General features: G+C 54.9%; 17 protein-coding genes. 13 read left to right on the top strand and 4 right to left on the bottom strand.

All coding sequences use genetic code 11. The annotated features are described in order from the left end of the window. Nucleotides 1–152: 152 nt before the first annotated feature. A complete protein-coding gene (locus tag J4772_RS27865) occupies nucleotides 153–722 on the bottom strand; it encodes a TetR/AcrR family transcriptional regulator (RefSeq protein ID WP_209072362.1) in 570 nt (189 codons plus the stop codon). Nucleotides 723–865: 143 nt separating this feature from the next. Next, nucleotides 866–2,359 (bottom strand): cellulase family glycosylhydrolase, encoded by a 1,494-nt coding sequence (locus tag J4772_RS27860; protein WP_209072361.1) that lies wholly within the window; start codon nucleotides 2,357–2,359, stop codon nucleotides 866–868. A gap of 184 nt (nucleotides 2,360–2,543) precedes the next feature. On the opposite strand from J4772_RS27860, the gene J4772_RS27855 reads away from it, so the two are divergent. Continuing rightward, nucleotides 2,544–2,843: a hypothetical protein gene (locus J4772_RS27855; protein ID WP_209072360.1), complete on the top strand. Its 300-nt coding sequence runs from the start codon at nucleotides 2,544–2,546 to the stop codon at nucleotides 2,841–2,843. 118 nt (nucleotides 2,844–2,961) lie between these two features. Here the strand turns inward: J4772_RS27855 and J4772_RS27850 are convergent, their stop codons facing one another. Then, a complete protein-coding gene (locus J4772_RS27850) occupies nucleotides 2,962–4,872 on the bottom strand; it encodes a DUF5696 domain-containing protein (RefSeq protein WP_209072359.1) in 1,911 nt (636 codons plus the stop codon). A gap of 290 nt (nucleotides 4,873–5,162) precedes the next feature. Here J4772_RS27850 and J4772_RS27845 point away from each other — a divergent pair, with 290 nt between their 5' ends. From J4772_RS27845 to J4772_RS27825, 5 genes are read left to right on the top strand one after another with little or no spacing between them, the layout of a single operon-like run. After that, a complete protein-coding gene (locus J4772_RS27845; protein ID WP_209072358.1) occupies nucleotides 5,163–7,325 on the top strand; it encodes an alpha-amylase family protein in 2,163 nt (720 codons plus the stop codon). A 13-nt stretch (nucleotides 7,326–7,338) separates the two neighbouring features. Continuing rightward, nucleotides 7,339–8,169 (top strand): alkaline phosphatase family protein, encoded by an 831-nt coding sequence (locus J4772_RS27840; protein ID WP_209072357.1) that lies wholly within the window; start codon nucleotides 7,339–7,341, stop codon nucleotides 8,167–8,169. Beyond that, the gene (locus tag J4772_RS27835) at nucleotides 8,166–9,158 is read left to right on the top strand and encodes a metallophosphoesterase family protein (RefSeq protein ID WP_209072356.1); all 993 of its coding nucleotides are present in this window, start codon (nucleotides 8,166–8,168) and stop codon (nucleotides 9,156–9,158) included. The genes J4772_RS27840 and J4772_RS27835 overlap by 4 nt, the downstream gene beginning before the upstream one ends. A gap of 57 nt (nucleotides 9,159–9,215) precedes the next feature. After that, nucleotides 9,216–10,070, top strand: a complete 855-nt coding sequence (locus J4772_RS27830) for a DMT family transporter (RefSeq protein ID WP_209072355.1) — start codon at nucleotides 9,216–9,218, stop codon at nucleotides 10,068–10,070. Between the two features lie 25 nt (nucleotides 10,071–10,095). Next, nucleotides 10,096–11,133: a metallophosphoesterase family protein gene (locus J4772_RS27825; protein WP_209072354.1), complete on the top strand. Its 1,038-nt coding sequence runs from the start codon at nucleotides 10,096–10,098 to the stop codon at nucleotides 11,131–11,133. A 79-nt stretch (nucleotides 11,134–11,212) separates the two neighbouring features. Here the strand turns inward: J4772_RS27825 and J4772_RS27820 are convergent, their stop codons facing one another. After that, nucleotides 11,213–13,387 carry a helix-turn-helix domain-containing protein gene (locus tag J4772_RS27820; protein WP_209072353.1) on the bottom strand — a complete coding sequence of 725 codons (2,175 nt, stop codon included), beginning with the start codon at nucleotides 13,385–13,387 and terminating at the stop codon, nucleotides 11,213–11,215. A gap of 401 nt (nucleotides 13,388–13,788) precedes the next feature. Between J4772_RS27820 and J4772_RS27815 the strand changes: the two genes are divergently transcribed. The 7 genes from J4772_RS27815 (at nucleotide 13,789) to J4772_RS27785 (ending at nucleotide 22,828) form a co-directional block, all read left to right on the top strand. Further along, complete coding sequence (locus J4772_RS27815) at nucleotides 13,789–14,733, top strand: ABC transporter permease (protein WP_247740871.1); 945 nt, start codon at nucleotides 13,789–13,791, stop codon at nucleotides 14,731–14,733. A 15-nt stretch (nucleotides 14,734–14,748) separates the two neighbouring features. Beyond that, on the top strand, nucleotides 14,749–15,636 hold the full coding sequence (locus tag J4772_RS27810; protein WP_209072352.1) for a carbohydrate ABC transporter permease: 888 nt from the start codon (nucleotides 14,749–14,751) through the stop codon (nucleotides 15,634–15,636). A gap of 58 nt (nucleotides 15,637–15,694) precedes the next feature. Next, nucleotides 15,695–17,335 (top strand): extracellular solute-binding protein, encoded by a 1,641-nt coding sequence (locus J4772_RS27805; RefSeq protein WP_209072351.1) that lies wholly within the window; start codon nucleotides 15,695–15,697, stop codon nucleotides 17,333–17,335. Between the two features lie 72 nt (nucleotides 17,336–17,407). Next, nucleotides 17,408–18,904, top strand: a complete 1,497-nt coding sequence (locus tag J4772_RS27800) for an endo-alpha-N-acetylgalactosaminidase family protein (protein WP_209072350.1) — start codon at nucleotides 17,408–17,410, stop codon at nucleotides 18,902–18,904. 10 nt (nucleotides 18,905–18,914) lie between these two features. Beyond that, nucleotides 18,915–20,660, top strand: coding sequence for a right-handed parallel beta-helix repeat-containing protein (locus J4772_RS27795; RefSeq protein ID WP_209072349.1), 1,746 nt, complete (start codon nucleotides 18,915–18,917; stop codon nucleotides 20,658–20,660). Continuing rightward, entirely contained in the window at nucleotides 20,650–21,858 is a 1,209-nt protein-coding gene (locus tag J4772_RS27790; protein WP_247740870.1) for a Gfo/Idh/MocA family protein, read from the top strand. The genes J4772_RS27795 and J4772_RS27790 overlap by 11 nt, the downstream gene beginning before the upstream one ends. Nucleotide 21,859: 1 nt before the next feature. Next, nucleotides 21,860–22,828, top strand: a complete 969-nt coding sequence (locus J4772_RS27785) for an aldo/keto reductase family protein (protein ID WP_209072347.1) — start codon at nucleotides 21,860–21,862, stop codon at nucleotides 22,826–22,828. The last annotated feature ends 82 nt before the right edge of the window (nucleotides 22,829–22,910 follow it).

Here is a 22,910-nt window from a genome sequence, read left to right as displayed (position 1 = left end):
CAGCGGCATCGGGCCGCTAGCCTCAAAGTATATATTATTGAAAAGGGGGGTCATGTCTGTATTGTAACCCTTGAACATGAAGATCAGATGAGAGTCATGTTACGGTTGGATTACAAATCGTGCGGGATATCGCATAATCCTCGGTCAGACGGCTATTTCTTTCGCAGCAGAGCGGGAAGCACGAAAGCGTTGATCGTCGCGTGAAGCTTGTCCGTTCCCGTCTCCGGATGTCTGACGGCGTGCAAAACCGCGCTCTCGATGAGACCGAGCATGGCCGTTGCTGCCAGCTCGTAGGGCAGCTCGTTTAGTTCCCCGTCCTCGTGGCCGCGCCGAAGGACGTCGGCTACGAAGGCAATGTAATCGCGCTTGCGTCGGACGATTCGTTCCAGAATGTCCGGCTCGATCCCGTTCGTAATCTCGTTGGAAATAATATGAACGAGCTCGCTATATTGCAGGAACAGCTCGACGTGCCTGCGAACGATGCTTTCGATTTGCCGGTCGGCCGGCGCGTCTTCCGCCAGCTCCTGGCGGATTTTCTCCATCAGCATGGCGAAGCCGTCGTTAACGATTGTCTCGAACAGCTCGCCTTTGCCCGAGAAATGATAGTAAAGCGTGCCTTTGGCGACATTGGCCTCTTTGGCGATGTCGTCCATGCTCGTGCGATGATAGCCCAGCTCGGAGAAAAGCTTAATCGCGGCATCGACGATTTTGTTTCTGCTCACCGGTGATCGGTCCCTTCCTGCGCAGCGGTTATTTTCCCCAGTATAGCATATCCGCGAATCAGGGCGTGTCTGGAAACCCGCTCAGGGGCAGCTTCACAGCCTTTTCGGCAAAATCTGCTGTCCTCGGAGTATGCAGACACGCCCTAGCCGACAGTCAGTTTTCTTCTTCCGCCACTGGCCGGAGCGATGGATAGAATGCCCGCCTTCGTTCCCCTCAACAAATTCCATTCATATCGGCTTGATGCGGGAGTCAGCGTCAGGCTTGCGGAGCGCGCCGCTTCGGCGTCCGGAAAATAAACCTCGGTCGGGGCTTGCGCACCGGCGTCTTCATCCCACTCCAGCTCGAACGCATCGCGGACGCGATTGTGCTCATAGCTTACAATCGTTCCGGCCGCGGCCATCGGATAGCTCCGGCATACAGCGCGGAACGAGGAGTACCGATCCATGTCAGGGTACAGATAACACCAGTACGCGTCGCCGCACAGCAGGCGCTCGAAATTCCGCTGCACGCGAAGCGCGGCTTCTTCCGCATGCTCGGACTCGCCGTATGCGCCCCATTCGCCGACTAGCATCGGCATGTCCAGCCGCTTTCTCGTCCGCTCGTGGTTGGCGAAAATATAGTCGACCCGCCGTCCGTCCGCAGCATGGACGTATTCCGAATCGGTGACGAGGTCGTAGCCGTGCGGGGCGAAAGCTTGCTGCGGATCGCGGCGGCCATCTTGGTCCGTCAACGGCAGAATCGAGCTGGTTACGCCGAGATTGGAGAAATAATTCGTCTCCAGGAAGAGGATGCCGTCCGGATCGGCCTCGCGGATCGCGAGCCCCACTTTGCGGAAGAAGGGAGTCAGCACCTCTCGTTCGAACGCATCCTGCGCCGGCGCGGTCGCTTCCATAATCTCGCCGTAGGCTTCCGGCGAATCCAGCAGGCCAAGCGCCTGAAGCTTCTTTTCCGAATCGGACCAAATTTCCAGAATCCCGGCTTCGTCCGGCGCCGGCTCCCCAGTGCGATCCGAGACAAGCTGTCCGTAGGCGGAGAACATGCCGCCGACCATATGCGCCACTTCGGAGCCGATGAACGGCTCGTTCATCAAGTCGTAGCCGATCAAGTTCGGCTCGGAGCAGAGACGCGAGGCGAGGAAACGCCACGCTTCCGCGTAATGGTCCTGCAGCCCGATGCCATCGGACGCGGGAGAGTTGCGCCAGAAGTGGTCGAAGGCGGTCTGCACGGCCCTGTCGAACAAGTAGGCGTCGCTCCATAATGCGGTTGGCGCGTAGATATGATCGTCCGTCAGCGTGGCCCATTCCGGAGCGCCGTCCGAGAAAGCCGCGCTGTACAAATCCTGATGCATGTCGAGGAAAACGTAAAGGCCGAACCGATAAGCGAGCCTCACCCAATTACGGATTTTTTCGACATACTCTTCGTCGTACTCGCCGGGCAAAGGTTCTACGCCGTCCCAGATGACGCCCAGCCGGATGACGTTAAATCCCCATTGCCGCAATTTCTCGAAATCCCGTTCGTTCCAGTCTTCGATATATCCCTTGCTCTTATCCTTGCAAACCATGCTGACGCCGTGAAGAATGACGTGACGTCCTTGAGCGTCGACGAAGCGAGAGCCTTCGACGGTAATTGGTTTCATTGGGACCCCTCCGATATTTTTTGGAATGACTGGTCAGTACAACAAATATAGTTCGAAGCTTGCCGCCATGTCAACCCTATGGAAATCGACCAATAAAATGAAAATTTCGTTATTGACAGTACAGAGTTATCCGAACTATGATTAAACTGACTGGTCAGTACAAAAATTGAGAGGAGAATGGAATATGAATCAACATGAGGAAGCTAGAGTCAGTTTCAAACCGGAGGCCGGCAAGCGAGGCGAACGAGTGACGATGACGGTTGACTACGGGGATGCAGGGGCTGCTTTGGATCGTTCGGTGCTGCGGATTCCCGCATACGGTATTTACGATGTGATGAAAAAGGAAGGCGACCGTTCGTTCTCGTGGTCCTACGCGATTCCGTGGGAGGCGCAGGTAAAGACATACGAGATTGAACTGTACGCGTTGGATGCGAACGGCAACAAGAGCGCGGTGACGAAGGTTCATTTCCAAGTGACCGCCTAATCCCGAAAACCTCCTTTGCCGTAAAAAGAATGCGCATTTCCTCCCGGTTCCCGTCGAGCGTATCGGGCAGGAAATGCGCATTTTTATCCTATTCCTATTTGTGTCGTTCGGCTCACCTTCATCCGATTTCCGTTATGCACTCTCCGTTTGGCAGCTCGATTCGGAAGAGATCCTCGTCGAAGTCGACCTCTACAACGGTGCCGTCCGCGAATACGGTTCGCTGACGCCGCCAGTCGCCATCCACATATTCGTGTCGTATCATCTCCATGAACCCTACCAGTTCGTGAAGCCGCGCCATCGTCCGGACGATCCCAAGCTCGAGCTCCTCCGGCCGAATTGACAAGTAGGGAGTTCCGGCGTTCAAGAGCCCGTGCAGCCAGCCCAAATCCTGCTCCGGGATTCCCCAGGCCCCCCTGCCGAGCGACCATGGAACGACGATCGCGTCATGATAGACGAGGGAGAAGAGCGGAGCCGTCACTCCGATCGCCCGTCCTCCTCCAGGTCCGGGAGTCAACGCGTGCGGAGCGTGATGGACGAGATCCAGATGGGGAACCGCCCAATCGGCCGGCTCCTCCGAACTGACGATCATGCCGCGCGATCGGACTTCCTCGAAGCACGAAGCTCTGTAAGCCAAGCATTCCGTTCTCGTCATCGGGTGGCGCGGATCGTAGCATTCGTCTCCGGGGACAACCGCGAACACGTCGATATACGTTCCGTCGGGCTCGATGCCGTTATCCTTGAGCCTATCGTAATTCCGCTCGACGTAGCCCTTAGATAGACTAGCACACAGCAGACCGTGCGCCCCGCCGGCCCAATAGTCGGAAAACTCGCGATGCCCGCCGCGATCGAGCAGCGTCAGCTCCGGACTATACGAAGCGGCGTCGTGGTAAAAGTCGCGATAGTTGTCATGAATGGCGAACAGGATGTTCTGCTCCCGGCAAGTATTCTGGAGCATGCGCATCCCTTCCCAGCCCCCGCCTTTCGGACTGGGCGGCAGTACGTCGGGATGCAGATTGTCGTAGCCTCGCAGGCCCCAGCCGTCTACGTGCACGTATAGCTTGCCGCCGTACAGTCGATTCAGCTCCGCCAGTTCGGAAGCTCTCTCTTCGAAAGGAACGGCGAAATCGTTTTTCCCCGAGTCTCCATGATCGTAGTAGTGCGACGTGGGAGCGATGCAGGTATGAATTCCGGTGTGCACGATCGCCGTTCCTTTTAGCCGATCCAGCTTCGGATTGACGGCTTGCTTGTGCGCCAAGGTTCGCAGCTTGCCGAGGGAACGAACATAGTTTCTGTATGCTTTGGCCATGGCGACGTAGTCCATTCCTTGGGCGAAGCGGAAGCGAAGCCTGCGAACGCCTTCGAAACGGCCGAGCGAATGGAGCCACACCGCCTCGGCAAGCGTATGTACGCCGGGCAAATGCTCAACGGAAATACGGGAGTCGTTCGGCGTGTCGATAATCGCGACATATCCGTGACCTTCCTTGCGCTGTCCCCACCAAGGCATATAGGCGTCGCGGCCGAATACGATGCCTTGATGGTATCTAAGCACCGGCTCGCTCCAGTCGCCAGGGATCAGATAGCCCTGCATCGCGGGGACCGCCGTATAGTCGGAAGCGCCTCCGGAGAAGCGGAAGGCCCCCGGCCAGACGATCTCGTCTATCCCTTCGACTTCGTGGGACGGTTCGCGGACCTCGAATACGAGCTCTCCGTTATGCGTGTTCAACAGAATCGAGAGCGCAAGAGTTTCCTCGTATACGCAATCTTCGTAGACGAACGGACCGGCTTCGATCAGCACGCCCGAGAACGTCCCCGAGACGATCGGAGAGAAGAGCTTGTCCGAGGCGGCGGATAACGGGATTGCGCCCGCTGCGGCTTTTCCGGAAGCCGGCCGAAAGCCGGCCGCTCCGCCAACCGTCTCCCAGACAGCGTCCTCCGATTCCACGCGTACGGTTAGATCCGATCGATTCAACGCGACTCGCAAGCCGCTGCCTTCGAGAACGAGGGTCTGACTCTCGTCATAAGTATGCATATGCCTCACCTTTCGGAATGTAGTGTCGTCACTCAGCTTCACCGTATCATCTGCGAGAGGAGCGCACTACTTTCTATTCTTAAGATCGTTGCGAAAATGTCGCTTAGCTACAGGGATAACCTGAAGAAATGACAGCCATATGAAAATATAAACAGCGAAGGAGTCGATTTTCGCAAGCAACCTTAAAAGCTGAGCGTTGTTGGGCGGATGGACGCGGAGTACGATGACTGTGATAACGGCGGAACAACATCGATTCGCCGCAGATTCCATAGAAGCCTGGGGGATGCAAAATGAACCGGATTGTCCCGATAGAGCCGCCTATCGCGCACGCTGCGCACAGATGGGTAGAGGAAACCCGAACGCTGCATTACGATTACGCCGGCCGACCGCTGCTAAGCCTGATCATTCCTGCAGGCATCGTGCCGTATTATCGGCAATTTTCCAACGGAAACCTGCAAAGCAATCCGTTCACGCAGCAAGTGTATCTGTCTTTGGATAAACCGGCGACGATCAAAGCCGTGTTCCGGATGAGCAAGGAGGCGTTGAATATGCGCCCGCATCGAGCGGGGAAAGATCAAGCGATATTGGGGCAAGTTGGGCGACCGCTGCTCGATAGCGTAAACGGGCTGTACGACGTACTCCAGGATTTGCTGATCGACTGGCACGGAGCGAAATGGAACTGGACGGGCTCTTCGCTAAAAACGGATAACGAGGGCGGACTTCAAGCGGAGCTGGAGGTGCAGGGCGGATTAACGCCTTGGATCGTGAACCTGAGGATGCAATATTATCGAACCCACTTGAACTTTCGAGAGCATCGTCCGTGGGAGTGGCGGCCGAAGCTTCAGCCGATCTCCGGATGGAGCTCCTGGGAAGCGTTCGGCCAGGGCGTAACGGCTGAGGATGTGGAACGAACGACCGCTTTTCTGGACGTTCATTTCAAGCCCTATGGTCTCGAATATGTGCAAATCGACGACGGTTACCAGACCGAGGTCATTCCGCCGGAAGAGAAAGGGAGGCTTGCCGACGCTTGGCTGCGAACGAACGAGCGGTTCCCGGAAGGCCAAGAGGGTATCGTCGGAAGCATTCGGGAGCGCGGGTTCGAAGCCGGTATTTGGACGAGCGCGATGGTGACGAGCAAGGCCTTTGCCGAACGGCATCGCGAAGCGTTCGAGATCGGGCCGGACGGGGAGCTTTTATACGGACAGTGGATTTACTACGTGCTGAAAGGAGAAGAAGAGGCGCTTGCGAAGCATGTCGTTCCGTTCTATCGAGGCTTAGGCGAGTCGGGATACCGTTACTTCAAGACGGATCAGATCAGGCACTACTTGTTCGACGGACTGCATCAACTGGTGAACGAAGGCGTGATGTCGAACGAGGAGGCTGCCGCCAGATTACGGGAATATATGAGGAAGGCTAGGGAGGCGATCGGCGAACAAGCTTATTTCCTCGCGTGCTGGGGCGTGCTGACGGAGGCGGTCGGCCTTGTCGACGCCTGCCGCATCGCAGGGGATTCGAACCCGAGCTGGACGGCGGTGTGCAAGCAGATCGTCGAGTCGGCCCGTTGGTTCCATACGCAGCGCATTCTGTACCTGAACGACCCGGATTACGTCTGCGCGCGGACGGAGGAAGCTTGGGGTCGTTCCTTGTTGTCGCTTGTCTCGCTGTCGGGCGGTCTGCTAATGCTCAGCGACAATCCCGAATTGTACGATGAGGGGAGGGTGTACACGATCCAGAGGTGTCTCCCTTCCTTGTCGACCGCGACGGGAGAGACGGGGCCTCTGGACGTTTCGTATCCACTCGATCTGACTCTTCCTTCCGCCGAAACCGGGATTGGGGCCGCGGCGGGAGACGAGCAAGCAAATCGGGCTTATGCCTTGCTCGGCCTGACGGCCGACTCCCGGGAGCCGCATCCGACGGCGTCGCTCTGGAGCTTTCACTTCGATACGCCCGCCGGACGTTGGTGCGTCGCGGGAAGATTCGCCGTAGTGCCTCTGCAGGAGACGGAGCTCGCTCTGGAAGCGCTGGCGCTGGCTCCGGACGTCGCTTACCATGCATTCGATTTCTGGAAGCAGCGCTACATGGGCAAGGTCGCTAGAGCAATCTCTATGGAAGAGCTGCCGCTCGGCCATTGTCAGATTATCGGTCTGCGCCGGGATACCGGTCGCCCTCAATTGGTCGGTTCATCCAGACATGTGAGCATGGACGCAATCAGCGTTCGTGAGGAGTGCTGGGAGGCCGAAAAATGGCGGCTCGAAGTTGCCGGTGTCCGAGGAACGACGGAATCGTATTGGCTGGCCGTACCGGACGGGTTCCGTTATGAAGGCGGATCGGCTGCAGGCGGGACGATAACGGGCGTCCAAGCGATGGAGGACGGTATTTTGAAAGCAGATATCCGATTCGACGAAGCCGACGTCTCGATCGTCTTCGACTTCGAAAATCAAATTTTATTATAAGGAGAGAACGACTATGCAACCTATCGCACAAAGAGTCATCGTCCTCGGCCTGGATGGCGCAGGCAATAGGATCGGCGAGGCGAACACTCCGAACATCGACCGGCTTCTCGGCGGCGGATTTCTAACATATTCGGCCCGGACGGCTGTTCCTACGATCAGCGGGGAGTGTTGGGGCTCGATGTTCCATGGCGTGAAGCCAGAACTTCATGGGCTGAACAATTCGATTGCCGAGCAGAAGAAATACCCGACGGATTCCCCGTATCCTTCCTTCATGAAGGTTGTCAAAGAAGCTTATCCGGATCGGACGGTCGCCTCCTTCAGCTCTTGGAAGCCGATCAATGACGGCATAATCGAAGAAGGGGTCGTCGATTGTGCAGCCAACGCGAGGGCCGATCGGGAGCACGTGCAAAGCTTGACGGAACTGATTAAAGGGGATAACGATTTCAAGCTTCTGTTCGTGCAATTCGATGAGATCGACGCCGCAGGCCATGCTTTCGGGTACGGTGATCCGCTGTACTTGGAAGTGATTGCCGCGACGGACGCCCTGATTGGCGATATGCTCCAGCAATTGGATAGCAGGGGACTGATGGAAGACACCTTGTTCATCCTGCTCGCCGATCATGGAGGAGGCGGTGCGAGTCCGAGAAACCACGGCAGCGATCATCCGCAGGACGTAACGATCTTCTGGGGCTGCGCAGGACCGGGAGTGTTGTCCGGAGCTGCCTCGGAGCCCGTCCGCATCGAGGATACGGCGGCCGTCGTCGCATTCTCGCTCGGGGTAGAAGCGCCGGCCGCCTGGACGGCCAAAGTTCCGTCCGGCTTATTCGAAGAGACAGTGCGATGAAGGACCACGAGTATGCCGGAACCGTGCCCGAATGTTACCGCGCCGATTTGATCCGCATCGCAGAAGCCGCGAGGCGGGAGACGGAGCAATCGGAACATTCCGTCAGGTTTATTTTCTACACGGACCCCCATCATTGGCCGGACGGCAATCAGCTGCGTGCCGCGGCGGCAATCCGCTTGCTGGCCCGCGAGCTTCCGCTCGACGCCATCGTCTGCGGCGGCGATTTCAGCGAGAACGGACCGAAGGACGAGGTTGTCCGCTCCCAGAATGAGATTGTGAACGCGCTGCGGGTGCCAACCTGCCCGCTGCTCCCGGTGAAAGGCAATCACGACGATAATTCGATACACGACTATCAGCTCCATTCGGGAGGAACCGAGCATGTCATCTTCCCGCACGAAACCTACGAGAATTTGCTGAAGCCGTTGGAAGGCATTGTTTCGTTCGATCGAGGCAACGAAAGCGGCTTGTATTACTATTATGACATTCCGGGCAAACGGACGAGAATTGTTGTTTTGAACGCCATCGATATTCCTTACGAAACGGGAGACAACGGGATGCTGCGGCAGAACGGCCAATGGCAATACGCCTTCTCCGATCGGCAACTGATCTGGATGAGACAAGAAGCCCTCGACTTTAGCGGCAAGCCGGACTGCGACAGATGGAAGGCGCTAATCTTCTCTCATGTCGCCATTCTTCAAGACGGCGTGGAAGGTGCGGATCATCCGGTGACGGGCGGCGAAGCGATGTGGGACATCATCCGCGAGAATCGCTCGCATGTCGCCGCATGCTTCTTCGGACATGTCCATTGTGACCAGGTAATTGTCCGAGACGGAATTCCGATGCTCTCTACGCTTAATGGGGTGACCTACGGAAGAGGGAAGGATTCGATTATGGAAACGGCTTTCGATGTTTGCAGCTTGAACTATGCGAAGGGAGAGCTGGTTGCGACGCGATTCGGCGCGGGCGACAGTAGAACGATTCGACTTTAGCCCCGCCGCGATCGGCGTCGCCGACGACTCCCTATCCGTATCGAAGAGGGTTATCACATGCTGCTAACGACTGTGCTGCTAGTTGTTTTATCGGGCTTTATGAACTCGGTGTGGAATTTGAACGCCAAGCGAAGCCGCAACAAGCAAGCCTACCTGGCGCTAATCGTGCTTGCGGCGAATATCGCGCTGCTACCGGTGCTGCTGTTCAGGCTGTCGACCGGAAGCCTTCCGCCGCAAGCCTATCCTCTGCTGGCGATGTCCGCGGCGGCGCAAGCTGCGTATGCCTTTATGCTGTCCAAGGTGTACGCCTACGGCGACTTGTCCCAAGTGTATCCAATTCAGCGAGGAACCGGCGTGCTGCTTATCCCCCTGATCGGCGTAGCGTTCATGGGAGAGAAACTGTCGGCATGGGGCTGGGGCGGCGTGTCGATGATACTGCTCGGCATTCTGACCTTAAGCAAATGGGCGGATCGGCGCAGGCCCGGGCAACGTGTAAAGCTTAAGCCGGTACTGACGGCGATTGGGGTCGGACTTTGCATCACCTCGTATGTGCTCGTGGACAAATTCGCGTTACGTTACGTTGAGCCTATGACTCTGATCGGGGCATCCAATTTCGGTTTTTTGCTGGGAAATACGAGAATGCTGCTTCGCAAGGAAGAGCTGAAGAGGGAATGGACAGGCAACCGCAGGACAATTCTGCTGGGTTCCGTATTAATGCCCGGCTCGTATTTTCTGTTTCTGGCGGCGATGGAACTGGCCCCCGTCTCCCATCTGGCGCCGATTCGCGAGGTAGGGACCGTATTTGCCGCCATACTGGGAATATGGATTCTGAAGGAGAAGGGCGGAGTCGGAAGACTAATCGCCGCCGCAGCGATTCTAATGGGGATTCTCTTGATCGGCACCCACGGTTAAGGAATGAAAGGAGAGGCAGAGGGAAATGCGTCAAGAGAAAAATGAGGTCGGACAAGGGACAACGAGCTGTACGATACAGGATTATTATCGCGAGTCTATGAGCAAGGCCGTCGATAGAGCGAGAAGCGTGCAGGAGCAGGGGACGGTTGATCTCTTGTTCCTGACCGATCCGCATCATCAGACGGGAGGGAACCAGCTTCGCGCCGCGGCCGCGGCCGTTCAAGCCGCTGGGGAACTGTCGGTCGACTGTATCGTCATTGGAGGCGATCTTTTCGAGAACGGCGAGAAGGCCCAAGCTCTGAATGCCCGTTCGGAATTCATGCAAGCGATGCGCCAAGCTTCCTGTCCCGTCTTTCCGATCCAGGGCAATCATGACGATAACTCGATCTACGATTATCATCGCAAGCTGGCGGGAGCGCCGAACGTGCTGTTTCCGGTCGAAACTTATGAGGGGCTGTACCGCGATTTGGATGGGACGGTTGCTTTCGATAAGGGCAATGAAACCGGAATGTACTCCTATTATGATATTCCCGGCAAAAGGACGAGGATCGTCATGCTGAATAGCCTAGATATTGTCTACAAAATCAAGTCGGACGGTATGCTCCTGCAAAACGGGCAATGGGAATACGGCTTTTCGGACAGACAGGTGGAATGGGTCGAAAGCAAGGCATTGAATTTTCGCGGCTTGCCGGACGGGAACGATTGGAGGGCGGTCATTTTTTCGCATTTGCCGATTGTTCAGCGCGGGGTTAAAGGGTATGTCGATGGAGAGGCGGGAAACGGAGAAAAGCTGTGGAAGGTCATTAAGCAGAATCGCAAGCATGTCGCGGCCTGTCTGTTCGGCCACGTCCATATCGACCAGGTGCTGTACCAGGACGGCATTCCGATGATCTCGACGCTCAACGCGGTCAGCTGCCGTAATTACAACGAATGTCCCGAAAGAACGGTCGGAACGGATGCCGAAACGGCGTTTGATCTAGTCAGCATTCATTACCCGACAGGCGAGCTGCGCATGACTCGGTTTGGAGCGGGGCAGGACCGAATCGTCCGATTCGGAGCGTAAACGCTTCGGTATAATCAGTTCCAGCGAGGGAGGCCGTTCGATGATCGGCCTCCCTTTCGCATGTCCGCCCGAAGCGCGGCTATTCTTGCAAAAGTCTGACATGCTGAGTGGGCGTCGTCCCCGATATTTTCTTGAAGTGGCGGATGAACGTCCCCGCATTGGAATAGCCGACGCGTTCGGCGACATCCTTCATCGCCAGGTTCGGATGAGTTTGGATCAATTGAATAGCGGCCTGGATGCGAATCAGATGCATGTAGTAGTTTAAGTTGTATCCGGTATGCTTCTTAAAATAGGTCGACAAATACACGTGAGTAATCGAGAAGTGATCTGCGATCACCGTCAGCGACAAGTCCGGATTGGCATAATGCTTGTCGAGATATTGTTTGATTTGCTCCTGCAAAGGCGTATTCGGCAAGGCGGATCGCTTGGCTACGAATAGGTATCCTTCCTGGATTTGTCGGAACAGATAGGGAAGATGGTAAGTCCGCGAGAGATCCGGGGGAGCCTCCCATACCTCCTCGATGCCGATCTTCTTGCTGTTCAAGATAACGAGCAACAGGTCGTGGAAATAACGCAGCATATTCCGGAGCTGCTCGAAGGTCAGACTCTTGAACGTTTTCCGGATCGTTTTATCGAAAAATTGTCCGAGCGCATCCGCATTTCCTTTTAGCGTATAGTTGACCAGCTCCTGCTCCTTGTCGATGGACAGGTGGATGACGGCAGCCTGACCGCTGTCGCGGGCTTGATACAGAACGATTCGCTTCAACTCGCCCAGATCGGGAACGTGCTTGTCGATGGCGTCCGAAGATTCTTGAAGCGCCTGGCCGATATCTTCCAGCCGCGTATGAACCGAGCTGATGCCGCAGAGGGTCAGCCCGTCGCTTACCGTATCGGAGGGGCCGTCTTCGAACACGCCGGAAACAAGCTCGGCCAATGCCGTCGCATCGGAGCAATTGATGAAATAAATCAGATTATCGCTATGGGCATGCAGACGAATAAACGCCCCGGCCTGACGCAAAGCTTCCGCCAGCAAGGGAGCGTACTTCCGCACGGATCGCCCGCGCTCGTCTTCCTCGATTACGGTAATGACGGCATAGGAAGGATACTTCGCCGACAGCATTCGGCTCATGTCGGGCTTCATGGCATAGGTTTCGTCGGTGGACAACCTCAGGAGCGCGTTATGCTCCAGAATGTCGGCTTGCTCCGTAATCTCCTGCTTCATGGAGACGGTGACGGAATTCAGTTCCTTAAACGTATCCGACAGAATGGCGAATTCGTTGTTCGTGGCGGGCGCAGTCGTCCAGGAATTGAACGTGTTGGCCATTAGCCGCAGCGGTCGGAACATGGACCAGTTGACGAACAGAAATCCAAGATTGACGGCAAGGAACAGAGCAAACAGCAGGATCGTGTAAGCATTGGCCTGCTTCAGTTTTTCCTGCATCTGGCTCTCCGAGAACAAGACGGTATACGTAAACAAGGCATCCGTCTGGGAAATTGGCGTATAGCTGTTTCCGTCGATGACGACCCGTCTCGATAACGCCTCGCTTCCTTGTCCGAAGACGGCCTGATCGAGAGAGGCAGAGCTGACGACGAGCGAATTGTTTCCGTCGCTGATCACGACGACGTTGTCGAGCAGCGAGGTTTGATTGTTCAAATACGCCAGCAGCTCGGATTTGGCGATCTGCACGAAGATGTAGCCTTCCGGGAACAAGCGGTACGAGAACACGATCATGCTGCCAAAGTTATACACGCGCTCCAACTCCTCCTGCAGCAGGCAGCGGCAGACCTCCTCTCCGTTTTTCAGATCCAAATTTTTGTAGAACACGTCCAAGTTACGGGTCCCGTCGCTGCTGATGACCAAATCCTGGTTCGGAAAATACGTAGACAGCTGCGCCCGGAACGGCAGCCGCATGTTGGACTCTGTTATTTTATTTTTATAAGCCAGCAACGCGGAATAATAGGTCCGGGATTTGTTCGGATTGTTGGACAGAAACTTCGTGTCCAGGCTGACGCTGAAGTTGTAGATCATATTACGAACATCCAGCCACTGCTCGGTCAGATCGCCGCTCATTTGCTTCAGGAAGCCTTCGTTCGTCCGTACGACTTGCTCTTTTACGTTCGTTTTCAAATAGGAGTAGTTAAACACGAGCAGGCCGGTCAGCAAAATGATAAAGATCATATTGAAGACCAGCAGCTTGGATAGAACGCTGCTCCTGTGATAGCGAGCGGTAACGGAACGGAAAATGGTTCGCAAGTCGGAGCCCCCCCTTTATTTTTTTGCGGCACGACAAAGCGTTTAGCGACCATCGAATTGTAACCGCTTGCAAAAACTCTGCTGTACGGCGTCGACCATAACTCATTATAGTGGGATATTTCCTTCCTGTCTCGCGGAGTTGAAATATTGAGCAGCACATTAAGAATTGAAATTCCTCCTTAAAAGGCACAGCAACGATTGTCGTTCGTTCATATCCCATCGAAATCTGCGACAAGATGAATTTTTCCAAAGTATATGAAGAGTTGACGATTGCTGATCGGCGATTGTCGCGATTATGCTGTGGAGGCCAAGGTTGCAACGGCTTGGCGAAAAGATGCGGAACAAAAAGAAAAGGCTTACAGGCGTCCGTATCTTTTAATAAGCGTACAGGAGGGGTGAAGTTGCAGAATCAATCGCTTGGGGCGAACGTGCAACTCAGAAAAAAAACGGGCTTTTGGCGAAAATGTCTCAAACAGCGATATTTGATCTTGATGACGCTGCCGGGATTTCTGCTCATTCTCGTATTCAAGTATTTGCCTATGTATGGAATTACAATCGCTTTCAAAAGCTATGACTCCTCATTGGGGTTTCTCAGAAGTCCCTGGATCGGCTTCGATCATTTCAAGGCGTTTTTTGACAGTCCGATGAGTTGGAGGATAACCAAGAACTCGCTCTTGCTGGCCTTCTATTCGCTGCTGTTCGGGTTTCCGGCTCCGATTCTTTTCGCTTTGCTGCTGAACGAACTTCGTCACAAATTTTTTAAGCGGACAGTGCAGACAATTACGTATTTTCCTCATTTTCTATCCGCGGTCATCGTCGTCGGTTTCGTTCAGGAGTTTACATCGGTTGAGGGGATCGTCAATACCATCCTTTCCTGGTTCGGCTCGGAGCCTCGGACGCTGCTTTATAATTCGGGAGCTTTCCGGCCGATCTACGTCACGATGAATATCTGGCAGGAGTTGGGCTACGGAGCGATTATTTATTTGGCGGCGTTGACCGGAGTCGATCCGGCGCAGCACGAAGCAGCGGTCATTGACGGCGCGAATCGATGGCAGAGATTGAGATATGTCACATGGCCGGCGATTATTCCCGCCACCTCCGTTATGCTCATCCTGAAGCTGGGGACGATTCTCAGCACGGATTATCAGAAAGTGCTTCTCATGTACAATCCGAAAATTTACGAAACGGCGGACGTTATCGAAACCTACGTCTACAGGGTAGGCGTGCAGGGAGGACAATTCGAATATGGCGCAGCGGTCGGGTTGATGCTTTCCGTCATCAGTTTCTTCTTAATTATATTCGCGAACTATTTTTCCAAGAAAGTGTCGGAAAACAGCTTGTGGTAAAGGAGTCGATTCATCTTGAAGTCGTATAACGAAGGGTTCGGTTCCAAAGCTTTCGATATGTTGAATTACGCGTTTATGATCCTTCTATGCATCATCATGCTCTACCCTCTGCTAAATACGTTTGCCGTGTCGATCAGCGATCCGAGCTTGGTTGGGCAGGGCAAGATTACCTGGTATCCGCAAGGCTTCGACTATCACAGCTATCAGTACATTTTTCAGGACAATAACATTCTTAACGCCTATAAGAACACGCTGGTCTTTTTGATCATAGGCACCTTTTTGCAGTTGCTGCTAACGTCTCTGTTCGCTTATCCGCTGTCGATTAGCGAGTTCGTATTTCGTAAACCTATGGCCATCTATGTCATTATCACGATGGTATTCAGCGGAGGGCTTATCCCGCAGTTTCTGCTGATTAGAGATTTGCAGATGTTCAATACGATGTGGGCCGTCGTTTTGCCGGTCGCCATGTCCGCCTTCAACATCATCATCTTTCGCACGTTCTTCCAGGATATCCCCAAGGAGCTGCGGGAATCCGCTTATCTGGACGGTGCGAACGACTTCGGCATATTGCTTCGCATCTATATTCCTTTGTCCAAAGCGCTTCTGGCGACGTTCGCGCTGTTCGGGGCGGTCATGTTCTGGAATATGTGGTTCGAGCCGATGATCTACCTCAACAACGAGAGCAGCCATCCGATTCAATTGCTTCTGCGCAGAATGACGATCGAGCTGAAGGACTATACGGACGTAGGCGGACTGCAGCGATTTATCGATACGTACAACTTAAATCCGAAAAATATCAGGATGGCCTCGATTATCGTCACGATTTTGCCGATTTTGTTCGTCTACCCGCTATTGCAGAAGCATTTCGTATCCGGGATGATGATCGGCTCGGTGAAAGGTTAACAGCGGTTGATCTATAATTTGACCATAGATTAACAAATACAATGATGGAGGGGTTAGCTTGAAGAAAAAAATGATATTCGCGCTCAGCCTTCTGCTCGTCGCAACGCTTGTGTTGGCCGCATGCAGCAAGGGCGACAGCAACAAGCCGTCCGAGCAAGCCAGCAGCAGCAATTCCGGGGAAGCGTCGGCATCCAAAGCATCTGAGCCGGCGGAAGAGACGATCAAGATTAAAGCCTACATGTCCAGCTTCGGAGACGATCCGAAGAACACGGAGCTGTACAAGCTGTGGAAGGAAAAGATGGAAGCCTACATCGGCAAGAAGCTCGATATTGAATGGATTTACGTGAACAGCGACGACTATCCGGAGAAGATCAAGCTGACCTTGGCCAGCGGCGATACCCCGGACATTATGTCGGGCGTGAAGGATGCCGAAGTCATGTTCCAATTCGGCAACCAAGGCTCGCTGCTGGATATTGCGCCTTATTTGGACGAATACGCCCCGAACTATAAATCCTATTTGGAGTCGACCAAGTTCTCGGACAGGAGCATGTATACGCCGGAAGGCAAAATGTTCTTCTTCGGCGACGGATTCCAGAACGATACCGGCTTTTCGGGTTCGGCTTATCCGGCCTTGTATCGATTCGATATTTTCCAAAAGCACAACATCAAGATTCCGGAAAACTGGGACGAATTCTACGACGCAGCAGTTAAGCTGAAAGAGCTGTACCCGGACTCCTATCCGGTCAATGCCCAGGAGTGGCCTAAATTCTGGGATGCGACCTCTCTCTCTAACCATACGAATAGCGACATCTACTGGAACGGAGAGAAATATGTGTACGGTCCGATGGAAGAGTCGTACAAAGAAGGCTTGATGTTTATTCGCAAATTGTATGACGAGAAGCTGCTCGATCCCGAATTCCTGAGCCAGTCGCAGGATCAATTGCAGGCCAAAGTGACGACCGGCAAATCCTTCATGATTCCGCTCGCATGGGGCGGCTGGTGGGAGAAATATTCCGTTCCGGACCAAGGCGTATCCTGGGGAGCTGCGGTCAATCCGAAAAACGAAAAGTACGGCGATCAATGGGTGTTAGGTCCGGCGCTTCTCGGCAAAACGATCTTCCCGAACTACGGTATCATGGTGTCCAAGAAGACGAAATATCCGGAATTGATTATCAAGATGCTGGACTATCAATATTCTCCCGAGATGATCGATTTGATGCATTGGGGCGTAGAAGGGAAAACGTTCCAAATGGTTAACGGCAAAAAGGAATTTATCAATAAAAACGGAGACTGGAAAGAGCTTTCCGATTTTGGAAGCTATACGCCATGGACGCGTCAAGGCTTCGTCTACGCTCCGCAAAACTATGCGTCGGACTATATCAAATACAAAAACGTGCAATTTTTTGCCAATGGCCAGATCGAGGAGATGCGTCCGCAAGAGGGAATGGGGAAATACACGAACCCGGAAACCGCCATCCCTCCATATGAACAGGCGCCGGTCATTCGTCTGAGCAAAGAGGACGAGGCGAAGAAAGCGCAAATTATGACTGCGGTAAAAACGTACATGGACGAAAATATTTACAAATTCCTGCTCGGCGAAAGAGATTTCGGCGAATGGGACGCGTTCACGAAGGAGCTGTCCAACATCGGCGATTATCAGTCGATCGTCGATATGATGAACGCTCAGGTGTCCAAGTAAGAAGCTAGAGGCCTGACAGCGCCGACATCTGCGCGCTGTCAGGTTTCTTCATTGCAGGAAGGATGAGATCAAATGACGACTACATGGGGTAAAGAAGAAGCTTGGGGCTTGATCCCGGGAGACTACTATGACTGGCAAAAAACGCTGCTTCCAGAAAGTCCGTACGTGCACGATTACAGTCAAACGTTGACGATGAAGCTGGGGATGGCGGTTCCGGACGGGGAGGGCGGTTCACGCGTGTTATGCACGTTCGCCCGTGCATTGGACTATGTGCGCGAGGTTGATGCGTTGACGAGAGGAATACCGAAAATCGTATATTTGGTCGGCTGGCAGTACAACGGTCACGACGACCGCTATCCGGCGTGGGACGAAGTGAACGTTCATTTAAAGAGGCCGCAGCACTCGACGGCAAGAGATAGCTATCTATGGCTGGCGGAAGAGGCGAGGAAGTACAATACGACGATCAGCGTCCACGTGAATATGACGGACGCTTACGAGAATAGCCCCCATTGGGACATCTATTCGGAGAAGGATTTGATCTCGCGGAACGAGGACGGCTCCTTGCTGCAGATTGGCGCTTACAACGATTTGCCGGCCTACCAGATCTTTTACAAGAATGAATGGGAAAGCGGAGTAATCGTCGAACGGATCGACAGGCTGATTAAACTGCTTGAACTGGATAAGGCGGGTACGGTGCATCTGGACGCTTATTTTCCGAGAGCGAACATATTTCGGGGCGTTTCCCAGGAAGAAGAGTCCTCCTACATGCGTCGGACGATCCGCTATTTCCGTCAGCGGGGAATCGACGTGACGAGCGAAAATTTCGCGCACAACCGCAACGATCCGTTCATCGGTTTGCAGCCTTGGTGCTGGTGGTTCGATCAGTGCGAGGAAGAGAATTTTCTTAAGAGACCGGCCAAGCTGCTTAGCGGGGCGGCGATTCGCGACTACTCGCAGCTGGGCATTCCGGATCGGCCGGATTTGGAGTTTCTCTTCGGAGCGGGCGTGCACGGGGAGGACGTGTTTTGGGATTTCGACCGGGGCGCTGCGCGGGAGGACTGGCACGCGCCGTTCCTTGAGCGCTTCTGCACGAGGATGCTGCAATATCAATATTTGAACGCATTGGATCGCTTTCGCATGAAGGGAGAGGGAGACGAGCGCGTCGTTCATTATTCCATGGACCATGCCGTTCGTCTAGCGGATCGCTCGGTACGTCGGGAGGGAATGGCGCTGAGGGAAGGCGACGACCTGGTCTTTCCGGCGTTATGGTCGGATCGTCCCGAGCTGATCGGCTTTAGCAAGGCGGGGTACGAGAAGAGGAGGTGGGCGCTTCCTCCGGAGTGGGGCGAGATCGCCGCGGTCGATATTTACCGGATAACGGCGGAAGGGTTAGTGGAAGAGAAGCTCGTCCACCCGACGGCGGGCGGACAATTGGAGCTTTCGCTGCCGCCGGGCGTCGCCGTTTCCATATTTCCATGCGTACGAGCGTCCGATTTCGGGGCCAAGCCGGATACTGGCGTAGACAGTACGAAGTCCGTTCGGGGTGCATCGACAAATCTATTATTTTGAGGGATGCGGAATGCGAGATCATACGAACGTCATAGGCAGCGAGTTGCCCAGCCGGCTGTTCCGGGTAACCGATTATGGAGCGAGGCCGGATTCCGGCGAGGATGCGACGGGCGCGATCCAGGCCGCGCTCGCCGCCGCATGCGCTGCAAAAGGGCCTGGGGTCGTCGAATTCCCCCATGGTTGCTATGATCTGTACCCGGATCATGCCGTCAAAGCACCGTATTACGTCTCCAACACGGCGAGCGAGGCTGAGCATCCCGACCCGACCAAGACAATCGGACTATGGCTCAAGGGGGCCAACCGCATTTCCTTGGAAGGGAACGGCTCGAAGCTGCTTTATCACGGGAAAATGACGACGATTGTGCTGGACGGCTGCTGCGAAGCGGAAATACGTAATCTGACGATCGATTTTGCCCGGCCTACGATTTCCGAGATGCGCATCGTCTCGATCGGCGAAGGTTATTGGGATACGGAGGTTCATTCGGACTCCGCGTATACGCTGGAGGACGGGAAGCTGAGTTGGGTCGGCGAAGGCTGGTCTTATCGAAGCGGTCCCGCGCAGGAATACGACCCGTCCAGCAATCGGACATGGCGGGTTCCCGACCCGATGGCGTCGGCCAGCCGGGTAGAACAGTTAGCGCCGGGCAAGCTTCGGCTGCGGTTCGCGCCTGAGGAGCAACCGCGTACGGCGGTCGGTCATGTGTTCCAGATGCGGGACGGGATCAGGGACCAGGTGGGTGCGCTGATCGTCGGATGCCGCGACATCGTCTGGCGAAATGTCCGGATGCAGTATATGCATGGACTGGGAATCGTCGGCCAGTTCAGCGAGAACCTGTCGTTCGAAGGCTTGCGGTTGGCGCCGGACCCTTCCGGCGGAAGGACGGCGGCCGCATTCGCCGATTTCGCTCATTTCTCCGGTATGAAAGGCAAACTATCGATTGTCGACAGCGTATTCGAGGGGGCGCACGACGATGCGATCAACGTTCACGGCACTCATCTTCGTATTAGGGGGACGGAGGACGGCGAACGTATCCGCGTAAGATTCATGCATCCTCAAAGCTACGGTTTCGTCGCGTTTCATCCTGGCGACGAGATCGATTTTATTTCCGCCGACACCTTGCTTCCTTACGCAACGCGCACGGTTGTCGGAGTGCAAAGGCTGTCCCTGCGCGAAGCCGAATTGACGCTGAATGCTCCCGCGCCGGAGTCCATCGCCGAGGGGGATGTCGTCGAGAATGTCACCTGGACGCCTGAGGTTGAGATTCGCGGGAATGTGTTTAGGAGTATTCCGACCCGCGGCATTCTCGCCACTACGCGTCGCAAAGTAACGATCGAGGACAATCTGTTCGAGAAGCTGCATATGAGCGCCATACTGATCGCCGACGATGCCGGAAGCTGGTTCGAGTCGGGGATGGTCCGGCACGTTCGCATCCGCGGTAACCGGTTCGCAGCATGCGGTGGCGCCGATCACGCGACGATTCGGATTCACCCCGAGAACGTATGTGTCTCCCCGGATCATCCCGTTCATCGCAACATCGTTATAAGCGGCAACCGCTTCGAGCTGGGGGAAGCCCCGTTATTGGAGGCGAAGAGCGCGACGGATCTGATCGTTGCGGATAATCATGTTGATCTGAATGGCGAAAAAAGCGAGGGGCCCGTCGATTGGAGCGAAATCATTCAGCTATGCGCATGCAGCGGCGTTGAAATTTTCGGAAATACGATCGAGCACGGAAAGGATGAGGGGCATGAAGGATAAGGTGAAAATCGGGTTGATCGGACTTGGCGGCAGGGGAATGGGGTTGCTGGAAATCATTCTGCTGAAAATGGAAGACGTGGACATCGTGGCCGTATGCGATGTATACGAGGATCGTCGCCAAAGGGCGGCGGACGTTATCGAGATGGCGGGGAGACCTCGTCCAACGGCAGTTGCTCGATATAGAGATATTTTGAATATGGAATCGGTTGACGCCGTCGTCTTGTGCACGTCCTGGTCCGCTCATATTCCTCTCGCAATCGATGCGATGGAGAAGGGCAAATACGTCGCTTGCGAGGTCGGCGGAGCGTATTCCATGCAGGAGTGCTGGAAGCTGGTCGAGGCTTACGAGCGAACCGGAGTTCCGTGCATGATGCTGGAAAATTGCTGCTACGGCCGGGATGAGCTGATGTTGCTGAACATGGTTAAGCTCGGTGTGCTCGGAGAAGTCGTGCATTGCTCGGGCGGGTATCATCACGATCTACGGTACGAGATCGCTTACGGCAAGGAGAACCGCCATTATCGGCTGCAAGAGTACATTCATCGCAACTGCGACAATTATCCTACGCACGAGCTGGGACCGATCGCCAAGCTGCTCGACATTAACCGAGGCAACCGCATGGTATCCCTCGTGTCTCTCGCATCCAAAGCTGTAGGCATGCAGGAATACGTGAAGAGCAACCGGGGGGACAGCGAGCTCGCCCATACCCGGTTTAAGCAAGGAGACATCGTCACGACGGTCATCCAATGCGCCCGCGGAGAAACGATTACGCTAACGTTGGACACGACGCTGCCCCGCTACTATTCCAGAGGTTTTACGGTGAGAGGCACCAAAGGAATGTACATGGAGGACAACCGCTCGTTGTTCCTCGACGGTGAGCATACCCTGTATGAAACGAAGTGGAAGACGCAGTGGGACAACGTGGATCGCTATCGGGAGAAGTTCGATCATCCGCTATGGCAGAGCTACCTGAAGGAAGGGGTTCGCGGAGGCCACGACGGAATGGATTGGCTCGTGTTCAAAGGGTTTTTCGATAGCGTGCGGAACGGGACGCAGACGCCGATCGACGTGTACGACATGGCTTCCTGGATGAGCATATCCTCCTTGACGGAGGATTCCATCGCAATGGGTGGCCACCCGGTGGCGGTTCCCGATTTTACGAACGGGCAGTGGATCCGGGAGAGAGGAGCGTTTATCTGACATGAAATATAGAAGATTGGGTAGAAGCGGCTTGCAAGTGAGCGAGATTGCGCTCGGCAGTTGGTTAACGCACGACGATCCGGCTCAGGCGGCTGCCGCCGAGGCCGTCATTCATAAGGCGTACGAACTGGGGATCAACTATTTCGACACGGCCAATATGTACGCCGACGGCGAAGCGGAACGAATTATGGGCCGGGCGCTGGCGGGCTACGAGAGAGATTCGTACGTGATCGGAACGAAGGTTTATTTCGATATGGGCGAAGGTCCTAACCGCGGAGGCTTGTCGCGCAAGCACATTATGGAGCAATGCGAAGCGAGCTTGAAGAGAATGGGCGCCGACTATATCGATCTGTACTACTGCCATCGCTATGACGAGAACACGCCTCTGGACGAGACGCTGAGAGCGATGGACGATTTGGTCACCCAGGGCAAAGTCTTATATGTCGGTATCAGCGAATGGCGGGAATGGCAGATTGCCGAGGCGGCGGGTTTGGCGGAGCGTCTGCATCTGGATCCGATCGTGGTGAACCAGCCCGAGTACAATATGTTTACCCGACGCATCGAAGCGGACATCGTGCCGATGTGCGAGAAGCAAGGCATCGGTCAGGTCGTGTTTTCACCCTTGGCTCACGGTGTTCTTAGCGGAAAATACCGCAAAGGCCGTGAGCTGCCCGAGGGCTCGCGAGCGACGAATCCGGAGCATAACCATTGGATCCGCAGCCAGGGCTTGCTCTCGGAGCAACGGCTGGAGCAGATCGAACGTTTGATTGGAGTAGCGGAACAGTTGGGCCTCACGCTCGTTCAGCTGGCATTGGCATGGAACCTGAGGCTTCCGAACATCTCCAGCTGTATTATCGGTGCTACCGGACCGGAACAGGTGGAACAAAACGCGGCCGCTTCGGGCATCGCTCTACCGGATGACGTTCTCGCACAGATTGAAGGCATATTGGCTAAATCGAACATGGCCTAACTAGTAGGAAAGAAACGAGGAACCAGCCGTAAATCCGCGAAGGAAACATCGCGCGCGATCTGCGGCTTTTTTTGTCGTTCAA

The sequence above is a fragment of the Cohnella sp. LGH genome, assembly GCF_017671885.1.
GTDB classification, from domain to species: domain Bacteria; phylum Bacillota; class Bacilli; order Paenibacillales; family Paenibacillaceae; genus Cohnella; species Cohnella phaseoli.
The sequence above is the reverse complement of the archived record's forward strand: the minus strand, read 5'-3'. Positions and strand labels throughout refer to the sequence as shown.

Excerpts from the sequence above, each read along its gene's own strand:
- J4772_RS27860 (WP_209072361.1), bottom strand. The coding sequence starts at position 2,359 with ATGAAACCAATTACCGTCGAAGGCTCTCGCTTCGTCGACGCTCAAGGA.
- J4772_RS27855 (WP_209072360.1), top strand. The coding sequence starts at position 2,544 with ATGAATCAACATGAGGAAGCTAGAGTCAGTTTCAAACCGGAGGCCGGC.
- J4772_RS27850 (WP_209072359.1), bottom strand. The coding sequence starts at position 4,872 with ATGCATACTTATGACGAGAGTCAGACCCTCGTTCTCGAAGGCAGCGGC.
- J4772_RS27845 (WP_209072358.1), top strand. The coding sequence starts at position 5,163 with ATGAACCGGATTGTCCCGATAGAGCCGCCTATCGCGCACGCTGCGCAC.
- J4772_RS27840 (WP_209072357.1), top strand. The coding sequence starts at position 7,339 with ATGCAACCTATCGCACAAAGAGTCATCGTCCTCGGCCTGGATGGCGCA.
- J4772_RS27835 (WP_209072356.1), top strand. The coding sequence starts at position 8,166 with ATGAAGGACCACGAGTATGCCGGAACCGTGCCCGAATGTTACCGCGCC.
- J4772_RS27830 (WP_209072355.1), top strand. The coding sequence starts at position 9,216 with ATGCTGCTAACGACTGTGCTGCTAGTTGTTTTATCGGGCTTTATGAAC.
- J4772_RS27825 (WP_209072354.1), top strand. The coding sequence starts at position 10,096 with ATGCGTCAAGAGAAAAATGAGGTCGGACAAGGGACAACGAGCTGTACG.
- J4772_RS27800 (WP_209072350.1), top strand. The coding sequence starts at position 17,408 with ATGACGACTACATGGGGTAAAGAAGAAGCTTGGGGCTTGATCCCGGGA.
- J4772_RS27795 (WP_209072349.1), top strand. The coding sequence starts at position 18,915 with ATGCGAGATCATACGAACGTCATAGGCAGCGAGTTGCCCAGCCGGCTG.
- J4772_RS27790 (WP_247740870.1), top strand. The coding sequence starts at position 20,650 with ATGAAGGATAAGGTGAAAATCGGGTTGATCGGACTTGGCGGCAGGGGA.
- J4772_RS27785 (WP_209072347.1), top strand. The coding sequence starts at position 21,860 with ATGAAATATAGAAGATTGGGTAGAAGCGGCTTGCAAGTGAGCGAGATT.